The sequence below is a fragment of the Actinacidiphila acididurans genome (assembly GCF_016918855.1).
Classification (GTDB): Bacteria; Actinomycetota; Actinomycetes; order Streptomycetales; family Streptomycetaceae; genus Actinacidiphila; species Actinacidiphila acididurans.
The window spans coordinates 221,048-245,146 of record NZ_JADKYB010000001.1; the positions used below are offsets into that span (position 1 = coordinate 221,048).

General features: G+C 71.1%; 19 protein-coding genes and 1 pseudogene. 13 read left to right on the forward strand and 7 right to left on the reverse strand.

The window, feature by feature from the left end; translation table 11 throughout:
- Positions 1-38 precede the first annotated feature (38 nt).
- Entirely contained in the window at positions 39-512 is a 474-nt protein-coding gene (locus ITX44_RS00925; RefSeq protein WP_205354995.1) for a hypothetical protein, read from the forward strand.
- Here the strand turns inward: ITX44_RS00925 and ITX44_RS00930 are convergent.
- Positions 489-1,971: pseudogene (locus tag ITX44_RS00930) on the reverse strand (IS21/IS408/IS1162 family transposase). The gene ITX44_RS00925 and the pseudogene ITX44_RS00930 overlap by 24 nt on opposite strands.
- Before the next feature lie 465 nt (positions 1,972-2,436).
- On the opposite strand from ITX44_RS00930, the gene ITX44_RS00935 reads away from it, so the two are divergent.
- The 3 genes from ITX44_RS00935 (at position 2,437) to ITX44_RS43190 (ending at position 4,898) form a co-directional block, all read left to right on the forward strand.
- On the forward strand, positions 2,437-3,024 hold the full coding sequence (locus tag ITX44_RS00935) for a TetR/AcrR family transcriptional regulator (protein ID WP_205354996.1): 588 nt from the start codon (positions 2,437-2,439) through the stop codon (positions 3,022-3,024).
- 81 nt (positions 3,025-3,105) lie between these two features.
- Positions 3,106-4,512, forward strand: a complete 1,407-nt coding sequence (locus ITX44_RS00940) for an amidase (protein WP_205354997.1) — start codon at positions 3,106-3,108, stop codon at positions 4,510-4,512.
- Positions 4,513-4,628: 116 nt separating this feature from the next.
- The gene (locus ITX44_RS43190; RefSeq protein ID WP_236059667.1) at positions 4,629-4,898 is read left to right on the forward strand and encodes a hypothetical protein; all 270 of its coding nucleotides are present in this window, start codon (positions 4,629-4,631) and stop codon (positions 4,896-4,898) included.
- Positions 4,899-5,109: 211 nt separating this feature from the next.
- Here ITX44_RS43190 and ITX44_RS00950 read toward each other — a convergent pair whose 3' ends face one another.
- The 3 genes from ITX44_RS00950 to ITX44_RS00960 form a co-directional block, all read right to left on the reverse strand.
- Positions 5,110-5,805 carry a hypothetical protein gene (locus tag ITX44_RS00950; RefSeq protein ID WP_205354998.1) on the reverse strand — a complete coding sequence of 232 codons (696 nt, stop codon included), beginning with the start codon at positions 5,803-5,805 and terminating at the stop codon, positions 5,110-5,112.
- 33 nt (positions 5,806-5,838) lie between these two features.
- A complete protein-coding gene (locus ITX44_RS00955; protein WP_205354999.1) occupies positions 5,839-6,345 on the reverse strand; it encodes a sigma-70 family RNA polymerase sigma factor in 507 nt (168 codons plus the stop codon).
- 620 nt (positions 6,346-6,965) lie between these two features.
- Positions 6,966-7,688, reverse strand: coding sequence for a GntR family transcriptional regulator (locus ITX44_RS00960; protein WP_205355000.1), 723 nt, complete (start codon positions 7,686-7,688; stop codon positions 6,966-6,968).
- 195 nt (positions 7,689-7,883) lie between these two features.
- Between ITX44_RS00960 and ITX44_RS00965 the strand changes: the two genes are divergently transcribed.
- From ITX44_RS00965 to ITX44_RS01000, 8 genes are read left to right on the forward strand one after another with little or no spacing between them, the layout of a single operon-like run.
- Positions 7,884-9,002 (forward strand): ABC transporter substrate-binding protein, encoded by a 1,119-nt coding sequence (locus ITX44_RS00965; RefSeq protein WP_205355001.1) that lies wholly within the window; start codon positions 7,884-7,886, stop codon positions 9,000-9,002.
- The gene (locus ITX44_RS00970; protein WP_205355002.1) at positions 8,999-10,717 is read left to right on the forward strand and encodes an ABC transporter permease; all 1,719 of its coding nucleotides are present in this window, start codon (positions 8,999-9,001) and stop codon (positions 10,715-10,717) included. Before ITX44_RS00965 ends, ITX44_RS00970 begins: the two co-directional genes overlap by 4 nt.
- On the forward strand, positions 10,710-11,762 hold the full coding sequence (locus ITX44_RS00975) for an ABC transporter ATP-binding protein (protein WP_205355003.1): 1,053 nt from the start codon (positions 10,710-10,712) through the stop codon (positions 11,760-11,762). Before ITX44_RS00970 ends, ITX44_RS00975 begins: the two co-directional genes overlap by 8 nt.
- 33 nt (positions 11,763-11,795) lie before the next feature.
- A complete protein-coding gene (locus tag ITX44_RS00980; protein WP_307795023.1) occupies positions 11,796-13,190 on the forward strand; it encodes an acyclic terpene utilization AtuA family protein in 1,395 nt (464 codons plus the stop codon).
- Positions 13,187-13,507 (forward strand): DUF4387 domain-containing protein, encoded by a 321-nt coding sequence (locus ITX44_RS00985; protein WP_205355004.1) that lies wholly within the window; start codon positions 13,187-13,189, stop codon positions 13,505-13,507. The genes ITX44_RS00980 and ITX44_RS00985 overlap by 4 nt, the downstream gene beginning before the upstream one ends.
- Positions 13,507-15,228 carry a hydantoinase B/oxoprolinase family protein gene (locus tag ITX44_RS00990; RefSeq protein WP_205355005.1) on the forward strand — a complete coding sequence of 574 codons (1,722 nt, stop codon included), beginning with the start codon at positions 13,507-13,509 and terminating at the stop codon, positions 15,226-15,228. Before ITX44_RS00985 ends, ITX44_RS00990 begins: the two co-directional genes overlap by 1 nt.
- On the forward strand, positions 15,225-17,360 hold the full coding sequence (locus ITX44_RS00995; protein ID WP_205355006.1) for a hydantoinase/oxoprolinase family protein: 2,136 nt from the start codon (positions 15,225-15,227) through the stop codon (positions 17,358-17,360). Before ITX44_RS00990 ends, ITX44_RS00995 begins: the two co-directional genes overlap by 4 nt.
- Positions 17,357-18,043, forward strand: coding sequence for an RraA family protein (locus ITX44_RS01000; protein WP_205355007.1), 687 nt, complete (start codon positions 17,357-17,359; stop codon positions 18,041-18,043). The genes ITX44_RS00995 and ITX44_RS01000 overlap by 4 nt, the downstream gene beginning before the upstream one ends.
- 221 nt (positions 18,044-18,264) lie before the next feature.
- Here ITX44_RS01000 and ITX44_RS01005 read toward each other — a convergent pair whose 3' ends face one another.
- The 3 genes from ITX44_RS01005 to ITX44_RS01015 all read right to left on the reverse strand — a co-directional run bounded on the left by ITX44_RS01005 (position 18,265) and on the right by ITX44_RS01015 (position 23,012).
- Positions 18,265-19,659, reverse strand: a complete 1,395-nt coding sequence (locus ITX44_RS01005; protein WP_205355008.1) for a sensor histidine kinase — start codon at positions 19,657-19,659, stop codon at positions 18,265-18,267.
- The gene (locus tag ITX44_RS01010; RefSeq protein ID WP_205355009.1) at positions 19,656-20,333 is read right to left on the reverse strand and encodes a response regulator transcription factor; all 678 of its coding nucleotides are present in this window, start codon (positions 20,331-20,333) and stop codon (positions 19,656-19,658) included. Before ITX44_RS01010 ends, ITX44_RS01005 begins: the two co-directional genes overlap by 4 nt.
- 1,062 nt (positions 20,334-21,395) lie before the next feature.
- The gene (locus ITX44_RS01015; RefSeq protein ID WP_205355010.1) at positions 21,396-23,012 is read right to left on the reverse strand and encodes a flavin monoamine oxidase family protein; all 1,617 of its coding nucleotides are present in this window, start codon (positions 23,010-23,012) and stop codon (positions 21,396-21,398) included.
- Positions 23,013-23,500: 488 nt separating this feature from the next.
- On the opposite strand from ITX44_RS01015, the gene ITX44_RS01020 reads away from it, so the two are divergent.
- The gene (locus ITX44_RS01020; protein ID WP_205355011.1) at positions 23,501-23,725 is read left to right on the forward strand and encodes a hypothetical protein; all 225 of its coding nucleotides are present in this window, start codon (positions 23,501-23,503) and stop codon (positions 23,723-23,725) included.
- The last annotated feature ends 374 nt before the right edge of the window (positions 23,726-24,099 follow it).

Below are 24,099 nucleotides of genomic sequence, written 5' to 3' on the forward strand. Positions count from 1 at the left end.
CCTGATCGGTGCGGACAGCCCTCGGCTAGGGTGCCGGGATGCTGGAGAAGGTGGGTGCTGAGGTTCTGGCCGAGCGCGAGCGCATTGCGGCCCGGGTGCGGGACGAACTGGTGGCCGCCGGCTTGCCGGTCGTGGCGCCGGGGCTGAATCCGGTGCTGTCACAAGGCGTTGAGGTCACCGTCGACCCGTTCGACGACGCCGCCGGCGGGGTGTCGGTGGGCTGGAGGTCCAGCCCGCGGCTGCAGAGCTGTGTGCTCCGGGCGGTGAAACACAACCTCCTGGACGATCCGGCGCTCGCCCATCAACAGGTCGTGCTGGAGGCGATGCTTGCGGCGATCACCGCGATCCTCGGGTCGGCCGGGTTCACGGTGCGCGACAGCCTCAACGACTACGCACCTTTCACTTTGGAGGTGCCGGCCGGGCCCGGTGGCATCCCGTCGTGGGGGCTGCGCGAGGAAGAGGTGGCCGTGTCGGGCTGGTCGGGGTCCTCAGCCGGAGGATCCGAATCCTGACCAGGCCGAGGTGCCCGGTTGAAGGCTGTGCTGTTCGCCGGGCCTGGTCGGCTCGGCATCGTCGTGCTCGACCTGGTGGGCCAATCGCCATCAGGTCGCCGTCGGCGAACCGCTCGACGGTCGCGGCGGTGCCCAACGACCGGTCGACCGCGTCGATGCCGTGCAGCTTCGCCAGCGCGACCGCGTCGGTCATCTTCGCCGACACCCGCCGCACTCCTGCCTCGTCGGCTTCCTGCAGCCACAACGCCGCGCCTGGCCCAAGCGCCAGGAACTCCGCCTCGGCCGCAGTGGTCGGCGTCGGCACCCGCTCGCCGCGGGCGCCCTCGGGGTAGTGGGCGTCGTCGATCCGCGGGTTGCCCGGGGTGGAGCGGGTGTGTCGGGCGGCCTCGACCGGCAGGCCCTCGATCATCGCGGTGACGATCAGGTCATCGCCGTGGAAGCGAACCCAGACACTCTGCTCGATCAAGGCGTGTGGCACCGAGTAGCGGACCGCGTCGACCTGGATCGTGGCGTCCTTGCCGACCAGGCGGCTCTGCCCGAAGGCTGCGGTGAACGCGTGCTGGGGCACGGGATGCAGCCGCTGGCGTTCCTCGGCGAGCATCTCGGCGGGGACCCGCCGGGTCTCCCGGTGGACCCGGCCGTTGACCTCGGCCATGAACGCGTCGCAGGCCGCCAGCAATGCCGGGAAGTCGCGGTATTCCTCGCGCAGGTTCACCGCGGTCGGCACCAGGTCCCGCTTGGCGATGCGGACGGTGGCCTCGGAGCCGCCCTTGGACTCGGGGTCGGCGGGCAGGCATGTGCGCACGACCGTGTCGTAGTAGCGGCCGATCGGCACGATCTCGGGGTTGCGGATCGCGATCCGTGCGATGTGCTTGACCGTGACGGTCTTCTCGTTGTCGGTCAGGCAGTAGGTCGCCACCCCGCCGACCAGCCGGAACGTCTGGTCCAGGCAGGCTGCGATCGTCGGCAGGGTCTTGTCCAGCACCGGGATCACCACCCGGAAGCGGGACCAGGCCAGCCAGGCGCACCACAACTGGGTCTGGCGGCCCTCGACCGTCGGTCCCCATCCCCAGTCCCACTGCAGCCACATCCCGGGCTCCGGGATCCACGGGCGGTAGACCCGCCGGTGCCCGGATCGGTAGGACTCCTTGGCGGCGGCCACTGCCCGCCGGGTGGTGCGGTCAGTCCCGCCGAAGCCCATGGCCTCGATCTTCTTGTGAACAGCGTCCGCGCCGATCTTTCCGTGCGACCGCTCGACGAGCTCCTCGACCTTCGGCAGGAACTCGTCGATCAGTTTGGTCCGGGCCACCGGCTCGGTCGGGTCGACCACGTGTCCGCGGAGCTGGACATACCGGCGCACCGTGTGATGGTCGCAGCCGGCCAGCTCGGCGGCCTTGCGGTAACTCCCCGTGAGGTCATACGCCTCGAGTATTTCCATGATCTCCTCATCGCTCTTCACCAGACCCACTCTGCGTTACGGATCCAGAACATCCGCGCGGAGATCCCCTGTCCGTGAGTGGGGAGCGATCTTGTCCGCCAGCGGGGAGGCGGAAGGACCGCCAGTGAGGAGTTTGCTATGTCCGCTGACACCCGCTCAATCCGTCTCGGCTCGCCACGCCCGCGACCGCGGACCGCTGCCCAGTCGGCGACCGCGACGAAGGTGGGCCGCGCGTGACGCGGCCGGTGCGCCGGCTCCGCAGGCCCGGGCATTTCGGGTCGTCTCGTTCCTGGACCTTGCCATGGCGGTGTCCGGCCGTCGGGTGACAGCCGGGGAGAGCGGTGAGCCGGCTCTCGGACCGCTGCACGAAGCGTTCGTAGCCGCGGGCGGGTCGCCGTGCGTGCATCATCCGTGCGGGTGATCTGTCGATGACGATGTGCCCCTCACCGGCCAGCCGACTAGACGACTGGTCTAATCCGAGCTATCGTGCTGGTCAAGGAGATGGACACGCGACAGGTGATACTCGATACCGCCCAGGAGCTGGTGGCCCGGAAGGGGTACTCGGCTGTGGGGCTCACAGAGGTGCTCACCGCAGCCGGCGTCCCGAAGGGCTCGTTCTACCCCTACTTCGATTCGAAGGATGCCTTCGGTGAGGCGATGATGCTGGGCTACTTCGACGATTACCTGGCCAACATGGACCGGATCGTCGCCGCGCCTGGCCGGACCTATGCGGAACGGCTCATGACCTATTGGCAGGAGTTCTACGACAAGCAGCTCATCAGCGACTGCCAGGGTCGCTGTCTGGTCGTCAAGCCCGCCGCCGAGGTCTGTGACCTGTCGGAATCGATGCGGGCCGTACTGAAGGACGGCACCGCGGGCATCATCGACCGCGTCGAGACGATGGTCAACGGCGGCCTCGAAGGCGGCTCCGTGTCCATCGAGGGGGCGCCACGGCTCACCGCCGACTCTCGGTACGAAGCGTGGCTGGGGGTGAGCGTACTCGCCAAGGTGAACCGTAACCCCGGCCACCTGGACCGCGCGATGGCGCTGACTCGCCAGATGCTTCACCTCTAGTCCGACCAGGGCCGTCCCGGAAGGATCGGCGCAGGCGGCTATAGGAGTAGACCGGTCTAATAGCTCAATAGGAGGAATCTGATGGCTGACAAACTCTTCTACCGCGACGCGACCGAGCTGGCGGAGTTGATCCGTACGAAGCAGGTGTCGTCGGTCGAGGTGGTGCAGGCGCACCTGGACCGCCTCGCGGCGATCAACCCGAAGATCAACGCGATCGTCACGATCGCCGACGGCGCCGTGGACGCGGCGAAGGCGGCGGACGAGGCGCTGGCTGCCGGTGTGGCGGTCGGGCCGCTGCACGGTGTGCCGTTCACGGTCAAGGACTCGTTCGACACGGCAGGCGTGCTGACACAGTGCGGCTCGCCCATCTTCAAAGGCCGCATCCCGGAAACCGACGCCACCAGCGTCGCCCGAATCAAGAAGGCCGGCGGCATCCTGCTGGCGAAGTCGAACCTGCCGGAGTTTTCGTACTCGACCGAGTCGGACAACCTGGTGACCGGGCGCAGCAACAACCCCTGGAACCTCGACCGTACCCCGGGCGGCTCCAGCGGCGGTGAGTCGGCCGCCATCGCGGCGGGCATCGCTCCGTTCGGTCTCGGCAGCGACCTGGCGATCTCGGTGCGCGGTCCGGCCGCGCACACCGGCATCGTCGCGCTCAAGCCGACCCACGGGCGTATCCCGATGACGGGAGTCTGGCCGCGGGTCCCGCGCCGCGATTGGCATGTCGGCCCGATGGCGCGCTCCGTTCGCGACGTCGCGCTGGCGTACTCGCAGCTCACCGGCCCGGACGGGCTCGACGGTTTCGCCACCGTTCCGCAGGAGTTCGACACCGGCGTGGGTTCTGCTCCCGGCCGTGCGCTCCGCGTCGGATGGCTGGTCGATTCCGGTCTCGGCCCGATCGACCCCCAGATCGCCGAGACTGTCGAGAAGGCCGCCGAGGCGCTGCGTGCCATCGGTGTGCAGATCGAGCAGGTGACCATCCCTGCACTCGAGCGGGACAACCCGCTTGCGCTGTTCAACCTGCAGCACATCATGGAGCTCAAGCCCGCGATGGCCGAGGCGACGGCCGGCCGCGAGGAGCAGATGTTCCGCATGTCCAAGTCGATGCTCGCCACCCCGAACACCTCGATGGAGGACTACGTGGCCGCCGAGCAGGGCATCGAGCGGCTGCGCGACGGGTTCTCCGCGTACTTCTCGCAGTTCGACGCGCTGCTGCTTCCCGTACTGCCGATCCCCGCGCACGAGCACGGGGCCGAGGAGTTCGTGATCAACGGCCAGACGGTGCCGTTCACGCACATCCAGACCGCGACGGTGCCGTTCAACGTGACCGGCCTGCCGGCCTTGTCGATGCGGTTCGGGACCAGTACGGATGGGCTGCCGATCGGTGTGCAGCTCGCCGCGAGCTGGCATGCCGAGTCGACCGTGCTGCACCTGGCATCACTGCTGGAGTCGGTCAGCCCGGTCCGCGACCTTCGACCGAACCTTTAGTCGCTGTCACCCGCGAGATCGTGCGCGCGCAGGAACCGGCGGATCCACGCCGTGACCGGGGCATGATCATTTGTTTCGCCAAGTGCAGACGACCGGTCTGCCAAGGAGTGATAGTCGTGAAGGTTCTCACCGTTCCCACCTCACACGAGGAGCTCGGGAACACCGGCAAGAAGACCGGCTTCTGGCTGGAGGAGCTGGCGGCGCCGTACTACCGCTTCAAGGACGCCGGTGCCGAGAGCCGCCGGCGGCGAGACTCGCCCTTCATCCCACGGCGGAGCGCACTTCGGACAGGGCCGGCATTGCAGTTCACCTGGGTACGGGCGGTCGGCTTCCGTCCGCACCACTCGCCGCCGGCATCGGCGGGACTGTGGTCACAGCGGCGGTGATGTTCGCGCTCGCCGCCGGCAAGGCCCACACCGCGCCGCACCGGCGCCGCCGAACGGGCCGTGTGCCCAGTCGTCCCGCGACTGGGCACACGGCCCACCTGTCATTGCCGCTGGGCTGTCGGCCCCACTCCCGGCCACTTCCGGGGAGCAGCGTCGTTCCGGTCTTCGGCGGACGCCTCGGTGTCCGGGCCCCTGGGGCACAGCAACGGCATCACCCCTTGCCCGTGGTCGCCTTGCCGGTGGCGGTGACGCCGTCCGCGAAGTTGACGATCTGCTGCTTCGTCAGCCCGAGCTTGTCCGGGACCTGCACCTGGAGCCGGTGCCCGGCGGCGTCGGACCACATCAGCCACATGGCCCGCTTGTCCTGCGTGGCGCCCAGCTCTCCGGTCCGCCCGTCGACGTTCACCTTCTCGGGCTGCTCGTTCGCGGGGAACTGCGCATCTCCCGTCAGCGTCACGGCGATCCCGCGGTCGAAACCCCCCTGCGCGGCTGCTCCGCGGGCGACGATGGTGCTCGTGTCCGTCCCGGGCGGGACGGCCAGGAAGGCGTACGGCGTGGACGAGACCACCTTCCAGCCCTGCGGAACGGTACGGACCTCGAAGCCCGCCGGCTGGGCGCCGTGGTACGAAGCCAGCTCCACCCTCACCGACGACTGCCGCCCCGCCGCCGTGGACCGGGCCTCGGACTGCGTCCCGGAGCCCGACTGGCCTCCCATCGAAACCGTCACCGCCATGACGGCAGTGGCGGCCACTGCCACCACACCGGAGCCCACGAGCCTGCGCCGCCGGCCGACCAGCGCCCGTCGCCCGCGAGCGACGTCCGCCTCGACGACCGCCGGGTCGATCGGCTCCGCCCCCGAAGCGTCGGCAACCCGCAGTTCGCTCAGCATCTCTGCCATGTCACGCATGACTTCTCTCCTCAATACTTCGGTCTTTCTCGGTCACACGAAGTCGTGGGCGTGCTTCGGGTACATCTCGCGCAGACGTTCCAGGCCGCGGGCGGTCTGGCTCTTGACGTTGCCCTCACTGCAGCCCATCGCCGCGGCGGCCTCGGCCGTGCTGAGCCCTTCGACGCAGCGCAGCACGACCGCGGCCCGCATTCGCTTGGGCAGCTTGGCCAGCAGCGCCATCAGCGGCGCCCCGTCGCGGTACTGGGCGTCGACCGCCGCGACCTCCGGCAGCTGGTCGGACACCCGTTCCCGACGGCGGAACAGACTCCGCCGGTCGTCTGTCACCGCGTTCACCACGCAGCGCCGGGCGTAAGCCTCCACACTGTCGGAACGCAGCCTCGGCCATCGCAGGTACAGGCGCGTCAACGCCGTCTGCACCACGTCCTCCGCCTGGGCCCGATCATTACCCAGCAGCAACGTCGCGACACGCACGAGCGAGGCACGCTGCCTTACGACGAACTCGGTGAACTCACGATCCCGCTCGACAGCACCCTTCACAGACATACACACCTTTCGCTTCGGTTCCGGCCGGCCGGACTCCCCTTATACGAAGGCGCATGGTCTCGGCGTTGCATGCCGACCAAGGTTTCTCGACTTGGCGTCAAGCGGGCCGGGCGACGGCCCGTAGGGCGGCCGGGGTCGACGCCCTCGCCTTCCGACCGACGGACCGTAAGCAACGCGCGGGAGCTGCGTCGACTGCGCCACGTCCAGCACCACCTGGACAAACGCTGGAGCCCGGAGCAGATGGCCACTGGAAGGGGGCCTGATCATCGGCAAGGACGGCGCCTCCGCCACCGAGAAACAGGTCAGCGCCGTACGCGAAGTGCGGGCCGCACGTACCCGACGCTTGAGGAAAGACCTTGAGGCCTCCCGGCGTAGCGCTACGCCGCCGCCACCGGCCCCGGACCGCCCCAGCGCCTGGGTGCTCTCAGCGCTGCCGAGGCCTACCGTGCCTGCACCTTCACCGTCGACGAGGCCCAGTGGGGCTGGGCGGCGAGGCCGGTCCTGCCGGATTCGAGGTGTGCGCAGCCTGCGCCCGGCGGGCCCGGGCGGGGCCCCGGGGACGCCAATCGTCGGGAACGGCGCCATCGAGACACACCGGGTGAGCGGCCCCGGGATCACCCGGTGATGCGGCCTTGGCTCCGGTCGGCGTCCTGCGTCGGGTCGAGGTCGGTGAGCAGCAGGTCGACGCCGGCGACCGCGTGGTGGCGGAAGATCCGTTCGACCGTGTCGGGGTCGCGGCTGCGCAGTGCCGCGAGGATGTCGCGGTGTCCCTGGATGCGGTGGGCCGCGACGTCGGGGTGGAAGCGCATGTTCTCGATGGACCGCATGCGGCGCTCCTGGCCCATGAACGTGACGGACTGGATCAGCCCGCGCAGCGTGGGATTGCCCGCGGCCTGCTCGATCTCGCGGTCGAACTCCCGGGCGAGGCGCAGGTATTCCGCGATGGTGCGCACGGGGTCGGCGCCGAGTTCGTCGACGATCGCCGCCATCCGGTCGAGAGCGGCCTCGTCGAGTTTCGAGGTGGCGAACCGCGCTTCGAGCGCGCGCAACGCGGCGCCGGTGAGCAGCAGTTCGTGCAGTGACTCCGGCGAGTGCTCGACGACGCGCAGCTCGCGGGCGGAGACCCGCTCGATCAGACCGTCCTGTTCGAGCCGGCGCAGCGCCTCGCGCACCGGAGTGGGACTCACGTGCAGGCGCGCGGCCAGGCCGCGTTCGGTCACCCGCTCGCCGGCCGCGAAGGTGCCGGTCGCGATGCCCTCGCGGATGGCCTGGTAGGCCTGATCTGCAAGGGACTGGGCGCGCTGGAGCGCGGGCAGGTCCGGCGCGGCGCCACTCATGGGCAGTCCTTCCCGTGGGTTGTCCAGAAACGCTGGCCACCCTAGCACTTGCTATGGCGAACTGCACGAAGCGCCAATCAGCCCTCTGGCCTGCTGTTATCGGAGGAGGCGGGAAACCTTGACAAGTTTTGCCATAGCACATACGTTGCCGCGACAGATGCTATAGCAGCGTTGCTATAGCGACTTGGAGGCCTCATGCGCATGCCCCGCAAAGCCGCGCTCGTCGGCGGCACCGCACTCGCCCTCAGCGCCGTCCTCGGAGCCTGCTCGACCGGCTCCTCGTCGATCACGACGACCGCCTCGTCCGCGTCCCCGCCCGCCCCGACGGCGACGCTGGCGCGACAGGCCGCGTCCGAGAAGGGGCTGGTCGTCTACGCCAACGTGCCGAATCAGTACTTCCAGCCGGTCATCGCGGCGTTCAACAAGCAGTACCCGGCGATAAAAGTCCAGGTCACCACGCTGGACGACAAGACGGTCTTCGCCAAGTACGAGGCGGAGGCCGCCCAGGGCGCCCGCACCGCCGACCTGCTGGTGGCCAGCGCCCCGGCGCAGTGGGTGGAGGCGGAGCGGAACGGGGTGCCCGCCCCGGTCACACCCGCGGGCCTTGACGCGTTCCCCTCATGGGTGAACCAGGGGCACGGCGTCTACGTGATGTCCGCCGAGCCGATGCTGCTGGGCTACAACGCCAAGCTGCTCCGCCCCTCCGAGGTCCCGCACACCTGGGCGCAGCTCGCCGCGGACGCCAAGGCGGATCCGGCGAAGTACCGAATGGTGTCGTACCCGATCAGCAACACCCTTGACTACGCGGGGTTCTACGGCCTCCACCACATCCTCGGCAGCGCGAGGACGCAGAGCTACACGGCGGCGCTGGCCCCGGTCACCAAGACCTACAGCGAGGGCCTGGACCAGCTCAACCAGGTCCTCCAGGGCTCGGCCTCGATCGCGTACATGGCGACCGGACTCACGCAGGCCGCCCTGCGGCAGTACAAGGGCATCGCCGGATACGTCTTCATGCAGGACGCCACTCCGCTGGTGCCGCGCGCCGCGGCCGTCACCGCCAAGGCCGCCAGCCCCGCCTCGGCGCAGCTGTTCCTCGACTTCCTCTACTCCGAGGCGGGCCAGCAGGCCCTGTGCCGAGGGGGCTTCGAGGCGACGATGAACGGCTTCCGGCCCCAGGCCGGCTGCACCGCCTCCCTGACCTCGCTCGCCACGCAGGTGCCGGCGAAGTCGACGTATCTGGTGCCGATCGACCAGGCCGTGCTCGACCGGCAGCCCTCGATCACCGCCCAGTGGAACAAGGCGTTCCACCGGTGACCGCGGTGGACACCCCGGTGGCGGCGGGACGGCCGCGCGCCCCCGCCTCCGTCGGCCAGGCGGTCGTGAGCGTGCTGGTCATCGGGCTCGTCGTGGGCCCGTTCGTCCCGTTGGTCTACTCCTCCTTCCGCAGCAAGCCGGTGTACCTGCCGGGCGGGGTTTTCAGCCTCGGCGGCTACCGGACGCTGTTCGCCGACCCGGCGTACCGGACGGCCGTGAAGAACACGCTGCTGTTCGCGGTGGGCACCACCGCGCTCGCAGTGGCCGGCGGCACCCTGCTCGCGATCCTGTGCACCCGTACGAACCTGCCCGGCCGCCGGGCGTACGGCCTGCTGCTCATGGCGCCGAGTGTCATCCCTCCGCTCGGCCTGATCGTGGGATGGACGGCCATCTACGGCCAGGGCGGCTACGTCACGCAGCTGCTGAGCCGGAACCTGCACCTGCCCGTCTGGAACCTCTCCTCGATCCCCGGCATGACGGTGTTCGGCGCGGTCGTCACCCTGCCGGTCGCCTACCTGACCGTACGGTCCACACTGGCCGGCACCGATTCGTCGCTGGAGGACGCCGCCCGCAGCGCCGGGGCCGGACCGCTGCGGGTGATCGGCCGGATCACCCTGCCCATGCTCCGCCCGGCGATCCTCAACTGCACGGTGCTGATCTTCGCGCTCTGCCTGGAGATCCTCGGCATACCGCTGTTCCTGGGCGGCCCGTCGAACATCGACTTCTACGCCAGCTTCCTCTACCGGTCCTGGAGCAACAGCGGCACCCCGGACCCGCCGTTCGTCAGCGCCGGCGCGGTGCTGCTGCTCGTCGTCGTCTCCCTGCTGCTGGTCGTCCGGGCCCGCCTGTCGGGCGCCGAGCAGCGCTTCGTCACCGTCGGGGCACGCAGCGGCGGCGTCCACCGGCCGCTCGACCTGGGCCGCTGGCGCCGGCCGGCCTCGGCCGCGATCGGCGTCTTCATCGCCGTCACCAGCGTCGTTCCGCTGCTCGGGCTCGTCCTCATGTCCTTCGTCCGGGTCCTGACCACGCTGGTGGCGCCCTGGCACCTGATGACCTCCGACAACTGGCACGCGGTGGCGACCGATCCGGCCCTGCGCCGCTCGATCACCGACAGCCTGCTGATCGCGGTGGGCGGCGGCGCGGCGAGCGTGGCGCTGGTCGCGGTCGCCGCGCTGATCGCGCACCGGTCGCGGTTCCCGCTGCGCCGGCTGATCGCCCCGGCGCTGATGTACCCGCGCGCGGTTCCCGGCGTCATCCTCGGCATGGGGTTCTTCTGGACCTACCTGATGTTCACCCCCGGCTCGCTGGTCCGGAACAACCTGTGGGGCGAGGCGATCGCCCTGTGCGTCAGGAATCTGACCCTGGCGTACGTGGTGATCCAGCCGAGCCTGGCGCGGATCGGCGTGGAACTCGACCGGGCCGGACACGCGGCCGGCGCCGGATGGTGGACCGTCGCCCGGCGGATCCTGCTGCCGATGCTGCGTCCGGCACTGCTGGCGGCCTTCGTGTTCATGTTCGTCACGCTGCTCGGAGACTACGACCCGGTGGTGTTCCTCCAGAAGCCGGGCACCGAGATCCTCGGCGTCACCATGCTCCAGCACTGGAGCACCGGCGTGCAGGGGCCGGTCGCCGCCCTCGCCGTCCTCCAGGTCGTCATCGTCGCCGCCGTGCTGCTGGTCGCCGGGCGCGCCCTTCGGAGAGTGGACCATGCCTGAGATCAGGATTCGGAACCTGCGCAAGTCCTTCGGCGCGGCCACGGTGCTCGACGGCATCGGATTCACGGTGCGCGACAAGGAGTTCGTGACGCTCCTCGGCCCCTCCGGCTGCGGCAAGACCACGACGCTGATGGCCATCGCCGGGTTCCAGAGCCCGGACGAGGGCGTGATCGCGGTCGGCGACGAGGTGTTCGTCGACCGCTCCGCGGGCGTCGACCTGCCCGCCGAGCGCCGCGACCTCGGGATCGTGTTCCAGTCGTACGCGCTGTGGCCGCACATGACGGTCGCGCAGAACGTCGGGTTCCCGCTGTCGCTGCGCAAGGCGGACAAGCGCGCCGCCCGCGAACGCGTCGCCGAGGTGCTGGACCTGGTGGAGCTCGGCGGGCACGGCGACCGCTACCCGCACCAGCTCTCCGGCGGCCAGCAGCAGCGCGTGGCACTCGCCCGGGCGATCGCCCACCCGCCCAGGGTGCTGCTGCTCGACGAGCCCTTCTCCAACCTCGACGCCAAGCTGCGCGAGCGCGCCCGGGACTGGCTCAAACAGCTCCAGACCTCGCTCGGGCTCACCACCGTGTTCGTCACGCACGACCAGGACGAGGCGCTGGCGATGAGCGACCGGATCCTGGTGATGCACGGCGGCCGGATCCTGCGCGACGGCACGCCCGAGGAGGTCTACCGCGAGCCCGGCGCCCGGTTCGTGGCCGAATTCCTCGGCCAGTGCAACTTCCTCACCGGTTCCGTCGCGGCCGGCCCCGCGGGCAGCAGTGTGCTGCGGATGCCCGCCTTCCCCGACGGCATCACCGTCGGCGCCGCCCCCCGCGGCCCGGAGGCCACCGTCGCCGTACGGCCCCAGGACATCGAACTCGACGGCCCGGACGCGCCCGGCGTGGACGCGAGCGTGATCGAGGCCGTGTTCCTCGGCGACCACTACCGCTACCAGGTGCGGGTCGCCGGACTACGCATCGAGGTCCACGCCCCGCACACCGTCGCCTGCGGGCCCGCCCGGATCCGGATCCCGCCCGGCGCGGCCGTGTTCGTCGACTGACCGGAACCTTCAGCGATCACCAGGAGTGACATCGTGTCAAATTCGTGGTCCGCGCCGAAAAGCGTGGGCGTGCTCGTCCCGGCCGGCATGCTCGGCGCGGGCTTCGACCCGGCCACCGTCGAGCGCGGCCTCGCCCTCGGCGCCGACGTGATCGCCGTGGACGGAGGCTCGACCGACTCCGGCCCGCACTACCTCGGCGCCGGCGAGCCGAAGACCGCCGACGGCGCCGTCCGCCGGGATCTGCGCATCCTGCTCGGCGCGGCGCACGAGGCCGGCATCCCGCTCGTCGTCGGCTCGTGCGGCACCAGCGGTACGGACGCGGGGGTGCGCTGGGTCTCCGGCATCGTCCGCGAGATCTGCGCCGCCGACGGGCGGGACCTGCCGATCGCCGAGATCTACAGCGAACAGCGCGCCGCGGACCTCGTCACCCGCCTGGAGGCCGGGCGCATCCAGCCGCTGCCCCCGCTCGGTCCGCTCGACGCGTCGACCCTCCTCACGTGCTCCCACATCGTGGGCATGATGGGCCACGAGCCGATCGCCCGGGCCATCGAGGCCGGCGCGCAGGTCGTACTCGCCGGACGCGCCACCGACACCGCGCTCGCCGCCGCGCTTCCGCTGCTGCGCGGCATGCCGCCCGGCCCGACCTGGCACGCCGCGAAGATCGTCGAGTGCGGCGGCCAGTGCACCACCGACCCGCGCTCCGGCGGCGTGCTCGCCCGCATCGACGAAAGCGGCTTCACCGTCGAGCCGCTCGACCCGAACGCCGCCTGCACCCCCGCCTCCGTCGCCGCGCACATGCTCTACGAGACCGCGAACCCCTTCACGATGCGCGAGCCGGCCGGCACCCTCCAGGTCGCCGACGCCCGCTACACCGCAGTCGACGACCGGACGGTCCGGGTGGAGGGCTCGCGCTTCGAACCCGCCGACCGGCACACCATCAAGCTGGAGGGCGCCGCGATCACCGGGTACGAGACAATGTCCTTCGTCGGCATCCGCGACCCGCACATCCTCGCCTCGATCGAGGAGTGGGCCGTTCTCCTGCGCAAACTCCTCGCGGACCGCGTCCAGAGCGTGCTCGGGCTGCGCGACGACGACTGGGGCGCCGACGTGCGCCTCTACGGGCACAACGCGATCCTCGACCGGCTGGAGACCGCTGGCGCGCCACCGCGCGAAGTCGGCGTCATGCTGCTGGTCTCGGCGCCGACGCAGGAGCTGGCCACGGCGATCTCCAAGGTCGCCAACCCGCTGCTGCTGCACCTGCCGCTGCCCGACATGCCCTACCTGCCGAGCTTCGCCTTCGCGTTCTCGCCTGCGCACATCGACCGCGGACCCGCCTACGCGTTCGTCCTCAACCACGTCGTCCAGGTCGACGACCCCGTCGAACTGTTCCGTATCGACACCGCCGCACCGGCCGGAGGCCCCCGATGACCGACACCACGCTGGCCGACCTCGCGCTGGAGGTCCGCGCCAAGAACGCCGGCCCGTTCTGGCTGACGCTGGAGGCGTTCATGTCCGACGACGCCGGATACCGCGTCGCCGACGCGCTCATCACCCCCGAGACCGTCGCCGCGCTCTACCACGTCGAGGCCGGAACGCTCCAGATCTTCCGGATCCCGCAGCTGCGCGTAGTGAAGGTCTCCATGCCCCGGCCGACTCCGCAGGGCAGCCTGCACGACCGCGACATGCACGCCGGCCAGCACCACATCCCGCTCGCCGAGCTGCCGGTGCCCCGGGGGAGGGCGTGATGCCGGACCGTACGCTCCAGGGCGAACCGGCCGCGCACGAGCGGCCGTTGGACGCGGTGCACCTGGAGGTGCGCTGGAGCCGCCTGGCGGCCGTCGTGGACGAGGCCGCGACCACTTTGCTGCGCGCCGCGTTCTCCACCATCATCCGCGAATCCAACGACTACACCGTGGTGCTGATGGACCCGGCCGGGCGCACCGTCGCCGAGTCCCGGGCCGGCATCCCGGCCTTCGCCGCGCTCATCGGGACGCTCACCCGGCACCTGCTGGAGATCTTCCCGGCCGGGACCTGGCACGAGGGGGACGTCGTGATCACCAACGACCCGTGGATCGCCACCGGGCACCTGCCCGACATCGCCATGGTCAGCCCGGTCTTCCACCACGGCGCGCTGGTCGGCTTCGCGGGCAGCGCCGCGCACGTCCCGGACATCGGTGGCAACCCCACCCTCGGCGTCACGGACCTGATGGCCGAGGGCCTGTTCATCCCCCCGGTCCACCTCTACCGCGACGGGACGCGCAACGAGTCCGTCGCGGCCCTGCTGCGGGCCAACGTACGCCTGCCCGTCCAGGTGTGGGGCGACCTCGAGGCCCAGGCGGCCGCGCACGAGGTCTGCCGCCGGCGGGCGGCCGAACTGCTCGAGGACATCGGCGAACCGGACTTCGGCGAACTGTCCCGGCTCGTGCACACCATGTCCGACCGCAGCACCCGGGCGGCGATCGCGGCCGTCCCCGACGGCGTCTACCGCTCCTCGCTGGACGCGGACGGCGTCGAGGGCCGGCCCACCCACATCGAATGCACCCTCACCGTCGACGGCGAGCACATCGCGATCGACTACACCGGCAGCTCACCGCAGGTCGGGTACGCGGTCAACAGCACGCTGAACTACACCACCGCCTACTCCGTACATCCGCTCAAGCTCCTGCTGGATCCCGGGACCCGGACCAACCACGGCTCCTACCGGGCGATCACGGTCAGCGCGCCGGAAGGCAGCATCCTCAACCCGGTCTTCCCGGCGCCCGTGCTCGCCCGGCACCTGACCGGCCATCTGCTGTCCTGCGCGGTCCACCAGGCCCTGGCGGACGTGCTGCCGGACCGCGTCCTGGCCGACAGCGGCGGCGCCCCGGCGCTGCGCGTCCAGTTCGCCGGCCGGGACGAGGCCGGCGACCCCTTCGCGGCGATCCTGTTCGCCAGCGCCGGTATGGGCGCCTGCGCCCGGCAGGACGGACTGTCGACCACCGCCTTCCCGACCAACTCCGGCAGCGGCAGCATCGAGGCGCTCGAAGCCACGGCGCCCCTGCTGTTCCGGCGCAAGGAGTTCCGCACCGACTCCGGCGGCGCCGGCACCCGCCGCGGCGGCCTCGGCCAGGACATCGAGGTGGCCAACCCCGGCAAGGCGCCGATCCGCGTGGCACTGCTCGGCGACCGTTCGCAGCATCCCGCGCTCGGCATCGCCGGCGGCCTGCCCGGCGCCCCCGCGCACGCCGCGTACGACGACGGCCGCACTCCGCCGCTCACCTCCCTGTCCACCCTCGAACCGGGCACGGCGATCACCATCTCCTTCGCCGGCGGCGGGGGATACGGTCCCCCGTCCGGCCGCGACCCCGCCGCGGTCGCCGCGGACCTGCGCGCCGGGCTGATCACGCCCGCCGCGGCCCGCCGCGACTACGGCACCGGCGCGGTCCCCGCGGCCGACGGCACGAACGACGGGAAACCGAACCCATGACCGAGCACATCGCCGCCCGCCTCTCCTGCACGATCGGCGTGGACGTCGGCGGCACCTTCACCGACCTCGTCCTGCACGACGCCGGCCGCGCGACCACCCGTACCGCCAAACTGCTCACCACGCCCGGGGACCCCAGCCACGCCGTCATCGAGGGCGTACGCCGCCTGCTCGCCACCGCGGGCGTAGGGATCGAGCAGGTCACCACCCTCGTGCACGGCACGACCCTGATCACCAACACCCTCCTGGAACGCACCGGGGCGAAGGTCGGCCTGATCGCCACCGAGGGCTTCCGCGACGTCCTGGAGATGGGCCGCGAGATCCGCTACGACACCGACGACCTCTACGCCCGGCCCGCACCCGTGATCGTGCCGCGGCACCTGCGGATCGGCGTGCCGGGCCGGATCACCGCGGACGCGGCCGAACTCGTGCCGCTCGACGAGGCCGCCGTGCTCGAAGCGGCCCGGGAACTGGTCGACGGCCACGGCGTGGAAGCGCTCGCGATCGCCTTCCTGCACTCCTATGCCAACCCTTCGCACGAACGCATCGCCCGCGAACTCGTCCGCTCCCGCCACCCCGGCCTGCCGATCAGCCTCTCGGCCGACGTGGCGCCGGAGATCGGCGAGTACGAGCGCACCAGCACCGCGTGCGTCAACGCCTACGTCCAGCCGGTCGTCGGCGCCTACCTCGACCGGCTCGAAGCGGACCTGGCCCGGCTCGGCTTCACCGGAACGATTGCCCTCATGCTCTCCAGCGGCGGACTGACCACCCTCGCGCGGGCCAAGGCCCTCCCGGTCGGCCTGCTCGAATCCGGTCCGGCCGCCGGGGCCATCGCCGCCGCGCACCTGGCCGGACTGGCCGGCGAGGACCGGGTGATCGCGTTCGACATGGGCGGCACCACCGCCAAGATGAGCCTCGTCGAGCACGGACTCCCGCACGTCACCCACGAGTTCGAGGCCGGCCGGCTGGACCGGTTCAAGCCCGGCTCCGGACTGCCGCTGAAGACGGCCGTCATCGACATGATCGAGATCGGCGCGGGCGGTGGCTCGATCGCCTCGGCCGACGGCTTCGGACTGCTCAAGGTCGGCCCCCGCAGCGCCGGTTCGGTCCCCGGCCCGGTGGCCTACGGACGCGGCGGCACCCGGCCGACCGTCACCGACGCGGACCTGCTCACCGGGCATCTCGACCCGGACCACTTCCTCGGTGGGGAGCTGACCCCGACGCTGCCGCGGGTGCGGGGAGCCTTCGAGGAACTCGCCGGGCGCCTCGGCGTCGACGCCGCGCGCACCGCCGACGGCACCCTGGAGATCGTCACGGAGAACATGGCCGCCGCGACCCGGATGCACCTGTCGGAGAAGGGCCGGGACCCGCGTGCGTACGCCCTGATGGCATTCGGCGGCGCCGGCCCGGTGCACGCCTACGCGCTGGCCAAGAGCCTCAAGGTACGGCGCGTGATCGTGCCGATGGGCGCTGGTGTCCTGTCGGCGTTCGGGTTCCTCGTCGCCGACCCGGCCGTCGAGGACGTACGCGGCTACGCCACACCGGTCGCCGCCGCGGACTGGACGAAGGTCGGCGAGCTGTACGAGGAGATGGAGGAGCACGCGGCCGCACTGCTGAGCCGCATGGAGCCGGGCACGGCGCGGATCGTGCGTACCCGGTCCGCCGACATGCGCTATCTCGGGCAGGGCCACGAGATCACCGTTCCACTGCCGGACGGCCCGCTGTCCGGTTCCCGCGCCGGGGAGCTGCGCCGCCGGTTCACCGAGCGGTACACCGCGGTCTTCGGCCGCGAACTGCCCGAGGGCACGCCCGAGGTCACCAACTGGCGGCTCACCGCCACCCTGCCCACCGCCCGCCCGTCACTGGTCCACGCCTCGCCGGGACAGAGGGCCGGCGCCGCGCCGCTGCGCGGCCGAAGGAGCGTGCGGATTCCCGGGTTCGGCGTGTGCGAGGCCGCGGTCTACGACCGCGACGCGCTGGCCCCCGGCGCCACCGTGGCCGGGCCCGCGGTGTTCGAGGAGCACGAGACCTCGTGCGCCGTCGGCCCCGACTGCACCGCCGTTGTCGACGCCCACCACAACCTGATCATCGACATCGACTACCCGCACCCCAGGAGCGAAGGAGCCACCGGATGACCACCACCGCGGACCCCGAACACGTCGCGGCACTCGCCGACTGGGACACCCCCGCGCTCAGCAACGCCCTCGACGCGCTCCGGCTGCGCCCGTTCAACGGCGGATATACCGACGGCTCGATCCACCGCGTCACCGCCGGCCCGGGCAGCGTCATGGTCGGCCGCGCCGTGACCGCCCGCATGGTCGCCCGCGAGCCCGACGACGACGCCGTGCCGGTCTCCCGGTTGCACCGGGCGGTCAGCGAGCTTCCCGGCCCCGTCGTCGTCGTGATCGAGGACCGCGACCGCCCCGCCGGCGCCGGAGCGTTCCTCGGCGAGGTCAACGGCAGCCTCCTGGCGGCACTCGGCATCCAGGGCGTGATCACCAACGGCCGGGTGCGCGACGCCGACACCCTGCGCGACCTGCCCTTCGCGGTCCACGCCGCCGGCCTGTGCGTCGCGCGCTCCTACATGCGGCTGACCGACGTCGGCACCCCGGTCACCGTGGCCGGCCTGCGGGTCCACCCCGGCGACATCCTGCACGGCGACGAACACGGCGTCCTGCGGATCCCCGAGGAGGCCCTTCCGGCCGTCCTCGCCAAGGCCGAACTGATCCGCACGGACGAGCAGAACGTCGTCAACTGGTCGAAGTCCCCGGACTTCAGCGTCCCGGAGCTGCTCGAACTGCGCCGGGTACGACATTAGGTCCGGTGCGGAAATACCGTCGCGCAGCCGAGCCGAGGGACATGACCTGGCCAGAGCCGGAGGAGAACGTCCCGCAGCTTCCTACGCGGTGCGGAACACATCGATGCCGGGCCGCCCGTCGCACTGGCCGCCGGCACGTTCCCTCCTGCTCCGGCGGGGCGTTGCTGGTACTACGGGACCCCGGAAGGGCGGGTGGTCCAGGGCGGATAGGGCCTGCCGGCCTACGGCGTGGCGCGCGGCAGTGTGATCCGTACGCTCGCGCCGCCGCCGGGGGAGTCGGCGATCGCGATCCGCCCGCCGTGGGCGGTGGCGATTTCCTTGGCGATCGCCAGGCCCAGGCCGCTCGATCCGCTGGTGAGTTCGCGGCTGGCGTCCAGGCGGACGAAGCGGTCGAAGACGCGGTCGCGCTCCTGTGCCGGGATCCCGGGGCCGTCGTCGGTGATTTCGACGCCGACCTGTCCGGGCGGCAGGTCCATCACGGAGACCAGGACCCGGTGCCGGGCGTGGCGGGTGGCGTTGTCGAGGACGTTGCGGACCATACGGCCGAGCGAATCGTGGTCGCCCAGGACCATGCAGTCGTCGCGGCGGTCGAGTTCGACGCTCACGCGCGCCGTCGCGCTCGTCGCCCGTACGTCCTCGACCAGTTCGCCGAGGTCGACCGGGGCGCGGCGCGCGAGGAGTTGCCGGTCGTCGCTCCTTGCCAGCAGCAGAAGCTGCTGGACGAGGGTCTCCAGGCGGCCGGACTGGCGTGCGGCTCGCCGGGCGATCTGCGGCCAGGGCGCGGTGTCCGGGTGGGCGAGCCCGACTTCGAGTGTGGTGCGGATCGCGGCGAGAGGGCTGCGCAGCTCGTGCGAGGCGTCGGCGACGAAGCGGCGCTGCCGGCCGGCTGACTCGTCAAGGCGAGCGAGCATGTCGTTCATGGTGCGGGCGAGGTCGCCGATCTCGTCGTCGGTCCCCGGCTCCGGGACGCGCCGCGTCAGGTCGGCCGCGGTGATCTCGGTGACCGTGCGGCGGATGCGTTCCACGGGCCTCAGCGCCCGGCCCACGACCAGCCACACCGTGCCGCAGGCGAGCAGCAGGATTCCCGGCACGCCGATCAGCAGCAGGCGGGCGAAGGTCTCGTTGACCTCCTTGAGCAGGTTGGTGGGGGTGAACATGACGATCACCACCGGTCTGCCGTCGACAGTGGCGCGTGTGCCGAGGACGCGCTCCGCGTCCGGCAGCCCCGGACCGGCCTTCTGCCGTACCGGCGCGGCGGCCCCCGCAGGCAGGGCGTAGACGGCGGTCATGCCCTCCAGTGACCGGGTCGAGGCGAGCACCGCGCCGTCCGGGGCGAGCACCTGCGCCTGGGCCTGCGCGTCCAGGGCGGAGGCGGGCAGTGGCCGCGGCCACGCGCCGCCCTGCGCCGACTGCTCGATCTGCACGGCGTAGGTGCGCAGCTCGTCGTCGGCCGTCCGGTGGGCGGAGCCGACCTGGAGCAGGTACAGCAGCACGAGTCCGAGCGTCACCGCCAGGGTCAGCGCCAGCCCCGCCACCCCGGTGACCCGGGTGCGCACGGTGGCTGCGGCCCGCCGACGGCCCGGACGCCGGCGGTACGTCGGGCCGGCCGTGTTCACCGCGGGTCCTCCCGGATCAGATACCCCTCGCCCCGCACGGTCGCGATCAGCTGTGCCTCGCCCGCGGCTTCGAGCTTCCGGCGCAGCCGGTGGACTTGGACCTCGACCGCCGAGGGGCCGCCCTCGAAGTTCACGTCCCAGCAGTGTTCGAGCAGTTCGGTCTTGGACACCACGCGGCCCTTTCGCCGCAGCAGGTGTTCCAGGACCGACACCTCACGGGCGGTCAGGTCCAGGGCCCGGCCGCCGCGCGTGACCGTACGGGCGGCCGGGTCCAGGCTCAGGTCGGCGGCGGTGAGCACCGTCGGCCTGGTGCCGAGGCCGCGGCGGGTCAGCGACCGCAGGTGGGCGAGCAGCACCGGGTACGAGAAGGGCTTGGCCAGGTAGTCGTCGGCGCCGCTGTCGAGCCCTTCGGCGTGGTCGAGGTCCTCGTCCATCGCGGTGAGCATCAGGATCGGCGTCCACCGGTCCCGCTCGCGCAGGGCCCGGCAGACCTGGTAGCCGTCCATGCCCGGCAGCATCACGTCCAGGACGATCACGTCGGGCGACGTCTCCACGGCTTTCCACAGCCCGTCCACGCCGGTGGACGCGACGTCCACCGTGTAGCCCTCGGCTCGCAGACCCCACGCGAGGGACTCGGCCATGTCCGGCTCGTCCTCGACCACCAGTACTCTCATCGATTCCGCACCCTCGCCTTCGCGGGCTGGCGCCCTCCGGTCGCCGGGCATGATGGCAGGCCCCGCCTTTCCGGACGCTTACCGGAGTGCGCGGCGGGCGAGACCGATGTCCCCCGCCCGTCCCGCGCGGCGTGGCCCACCGTGGGGGGCCACGCCCAGGACGGCGATTGCGTGCCGGTCAACGCCCCGGCGATGTCCTCTTCGGCGATGCTACTGGCATCGCCACGGCCCTCCGGATCGAGGCGTGGCAGCACCCGGTCCAGTACGCCCTTCGTCCTGCGCAGTGCGTACACGACAACCCGAGCCATGCGACCGCCTGCTCGCCCAGGGCCCAAAAGACTGTGTGTGGCGCTGTGTGCGAAGCGGATGACGGCTGTGTGCATGCGCTCGGCCATGTGCCGGGGAGCGTCTGGTCCCAGTAGCTCGGGGGCCTAAGGTGCTGTGTGGTCGTGCCGATCAGCAGGGCCTCCACCGCGCCGGATCCAGAGAGTGCTTCCTCGGGCGTGGTGGTGACGTCACGGCGAGCACCAGGCCCAGGCGTCGCTTTTTCCGTGACAACCGCTCGCTGACGGTGGTCCTTGCCCTACCGGGACGATATGCCGCGGGCCGGGTCGGCTTCGGCGAGCTCTTCTACGAGGCGGTCGGGCAGTCGCCGCGGCCGTGTGCTGGTGCTGTCCAGCGGGCGGCTATCCGGATGCCTCCCACGGTGGTGGCGGCACCAAGCTGTGTCGGGTCACCCACCACGGATTGTCCGGCGTGCTGGCCGACGGACGCCTGCGGGACTTCGACGAGTAGCGGCAGCTGCGGTTCGCGACCTGGTGCTGGGGCGAGGCCACCCACTGGGGCGGCGACATCGCCATGCCCTGCGCCGCCTACGTCCCCGTCGAGGTCGCCGGTGTCTGCGTCACCCCTGGCGACTACGTCTTCGCCGACGCGTCGCGCGCCGTCGTCATCCCGCACGCCAGTCTGGACCGCGTCCTGGAGGAGGCCCGCGCCGTCGCCGCCGAGGACACCGAAGCCGCCGCCCGCATCCGCGAGGAGCCTCTCCCCCTGCCGGGTGCGCTAGGAGGCCAGGACCCGCTGATGCAGTTCGGTGACGACCTTGCGGGCGGAGGAGATCGCGCCGGCCTGCCAGGCGTCCAGGTAGCTGAGGTAGTCGCCCGCGAAGTAGACGTTGCCTTGAGCCTGGTTGAGCGGGGCGAAGGCCGGGGCGTCGGGGCCACCGGGCACGGAGTGCCAGGCGGCCTCGATGTGCGGAGCGAGCTTCCACTGGTGCGAGTACCAGGCCGCGAGTTCGGACCGGTACTTCTCGCCATGGATCTTTACGCCCTGGGCGATGGCGCGCTCCAGGCGTTGGGCCGGGGCGAGCGCCGAGTAGGTTTCGGAGTGGGAGCCGGTGTTGTAGTAGCCGATGATGGTGCCTCGCTCGCCGAGGTGGCCGTAGGACGGGTACCAGATGTGGTCCAGGTCCAGGTCGGTCTCGGTGATGCCGCCCATGATCTTGAAGTCGGTCTCCCACCAGCGGCTCTTGTACTCCAGGCCGATCTTGGATGCCTGGGAGGGCCGCACGGCCTGCAGGGCGGCCTGCACCGTGGAACCGAGGTTGTGGGAGGTCCGGGCGAGGATCCAGGGCGCCAGCGTGGCGATGCAGTAGTCCGCGTGGACGACCTTGGTTCTGCCGTTACGGGTGTAGGCGACCTCGACGCCGTCGGAGGTGTTACTGACGTCGGTGACCGCTGCGCCGGTGAGGATCCTGTCGGGGCCGATGGCCTCGGCGAACGCCATGGGTATCGCGTCCATGCCGCCGATCGGCTGGAACATCAGCATGGCCTGGTCGTAGCCGAACTCGAAGGAGAAAGTACGGCCGACGTTGGAGGCGAAGACCTCGGACAGGGAGGGTATGTCGCCGAGTTCCATGCCGGGGGTGCCTGCGGCGCCGGGATCGACGCTGTAGCCTCGGTGTTCGGTGCCGGTGTACTGGTAGCCGGGCCCGAGGGAGCCGTAGCTGTTCAGGAACGTGAGCAGCCGCTCCTTGTCGTCGGCGGTCAGCTCTGCGTCGAGGGCGCCGGCGTTGGTGGCCTTGGCGAGCAACTCGGAGACGTAGCCGTACACATCGGCCTTGGCGGTGCGGTAGGCGACCGGGGCCTTCATGCCGGTGGACTCGTTGTAGATGAGCGCGCTGGCGTTGGTGTTGGTGAACACCTCGACTGGTACCCCGAGCTCTCGGCAGTAGTCCAGAGTGCTCATCCACTGGGCGAGACGGGCCGGGCCGCAGTTCATGTACTGATCCCGGCTGAAAGTCGCCTTCTGGGTTGCACCGTTCAGGTCGGTGACGACGTCACCGCCGCGCACAGTGAAGTTGCGGCCGCCAACGCGGTCGCGGGCCTCGAGAACAGTGCAGTCGTACCCGGCCTTGCCGAGCTCGTAGGCCGAGGTGAGGCCCGCTATGCCGCCGCCGATGACCACTACCTTGGCGGGCTTGCCGCCCCGGCCCTGGAGTGTGAAGTCACCGCGTCGAGGAGCGGTGAAGGGCGCCTCCTTCTCCGCGGCGTAGGCGGCGGTGGGGGCGAGCCCGAGCGCTCCCATAGTGGCGAACATGGCCCCGGCACCACCGGTGACGCCGACAGCCCGCAGGAAACCACGTCGGCTGGTACCCGTTCCCGTCTGAGTCTCTGCCATTTGGCGGATCCCCTCTCCGTAGGACACACCACCGGAATCGGGGGACCGGTGGTGATCTTGAAGGACGAAGAGATCTTCACAACGGCATGTTACGAGCCACCCCATTCAAGCGTGTCCAGCGCGTTTCTCCGTGTTACATGCCATGCACATGTTCCGCGGGTAGCCGACGGGAACGCAGGGCCTCGCCTGGTCGACTGGTGCGCCACCGTCCCGCACCGCGCCGGGGCCGGCCCGATATCCGCCTGAACAGCCGAAAGCGGTGGCCCGGTTCGAGCCCGCACTGGCCTGCCCAGCTCTTACAGCCGTCTTCCCGGACACCGGAACGGCTCAGCACGCGGTGACACGCGGGGCCGACACCGCGATCGCGCTGCTGTTCTTCCTCTGCGGGGCTCGCCTCTCGGCTCAGGAGACGATCGCGGGCCTGGGGCCACTGGCGCCTGTAGGCGGACGCCGACCGCAGCCACATCTCCCCGTGCCGCCTCGCCCGGATGCTGCTGACCAGGCCCGACAACATCAAGGCCGAGCAGCACGATCTTCTGGCCAAGCTCACCGCCGCCTGCCTGGAGACGACCCGTCTGGCCGTCGACACCGGCATTACTTTCTCGACCGAGGACGTCATGGACGCCGTGGAACGCGGACTGCCTGCCGGCTACCCGGCGCCGGCCCTGGGCGTTGCCGCCCGTCGCGCGATGATCGCGCGGGGGGCATTGTGAGCGGAGAGCTGTACGAGGGGACGGGCACTGCCGAGGAGTGAGCGGGCGGCGCTCTGGCCGTCCTGGCTGGCGGCGCGGGCGAGCGGCCGCTGCTGGCCGTGTAAGGGCAGCACACGCTCCACCGCATCATCGTCTCCGCGTTCGGCATCACCGCCACCATGGACCACGACGAAACCGGGCGCCTCGTAGGTCGGCTTGGCCGGCGGTTGCGGCCGCGCATCGTCGACGGTGGGGGAGCGGTGCGCCGTGGCGGGACGCCGGAGACGGGCACGGAGCCGGCCAGCCACGCGTACTGGCGGCTGTTGCACTGCTCGTCACAGTCGCAATGTCGGAGCCGCCGAGGAGGCACGTCAACGCCTGACAACGACGGCGGG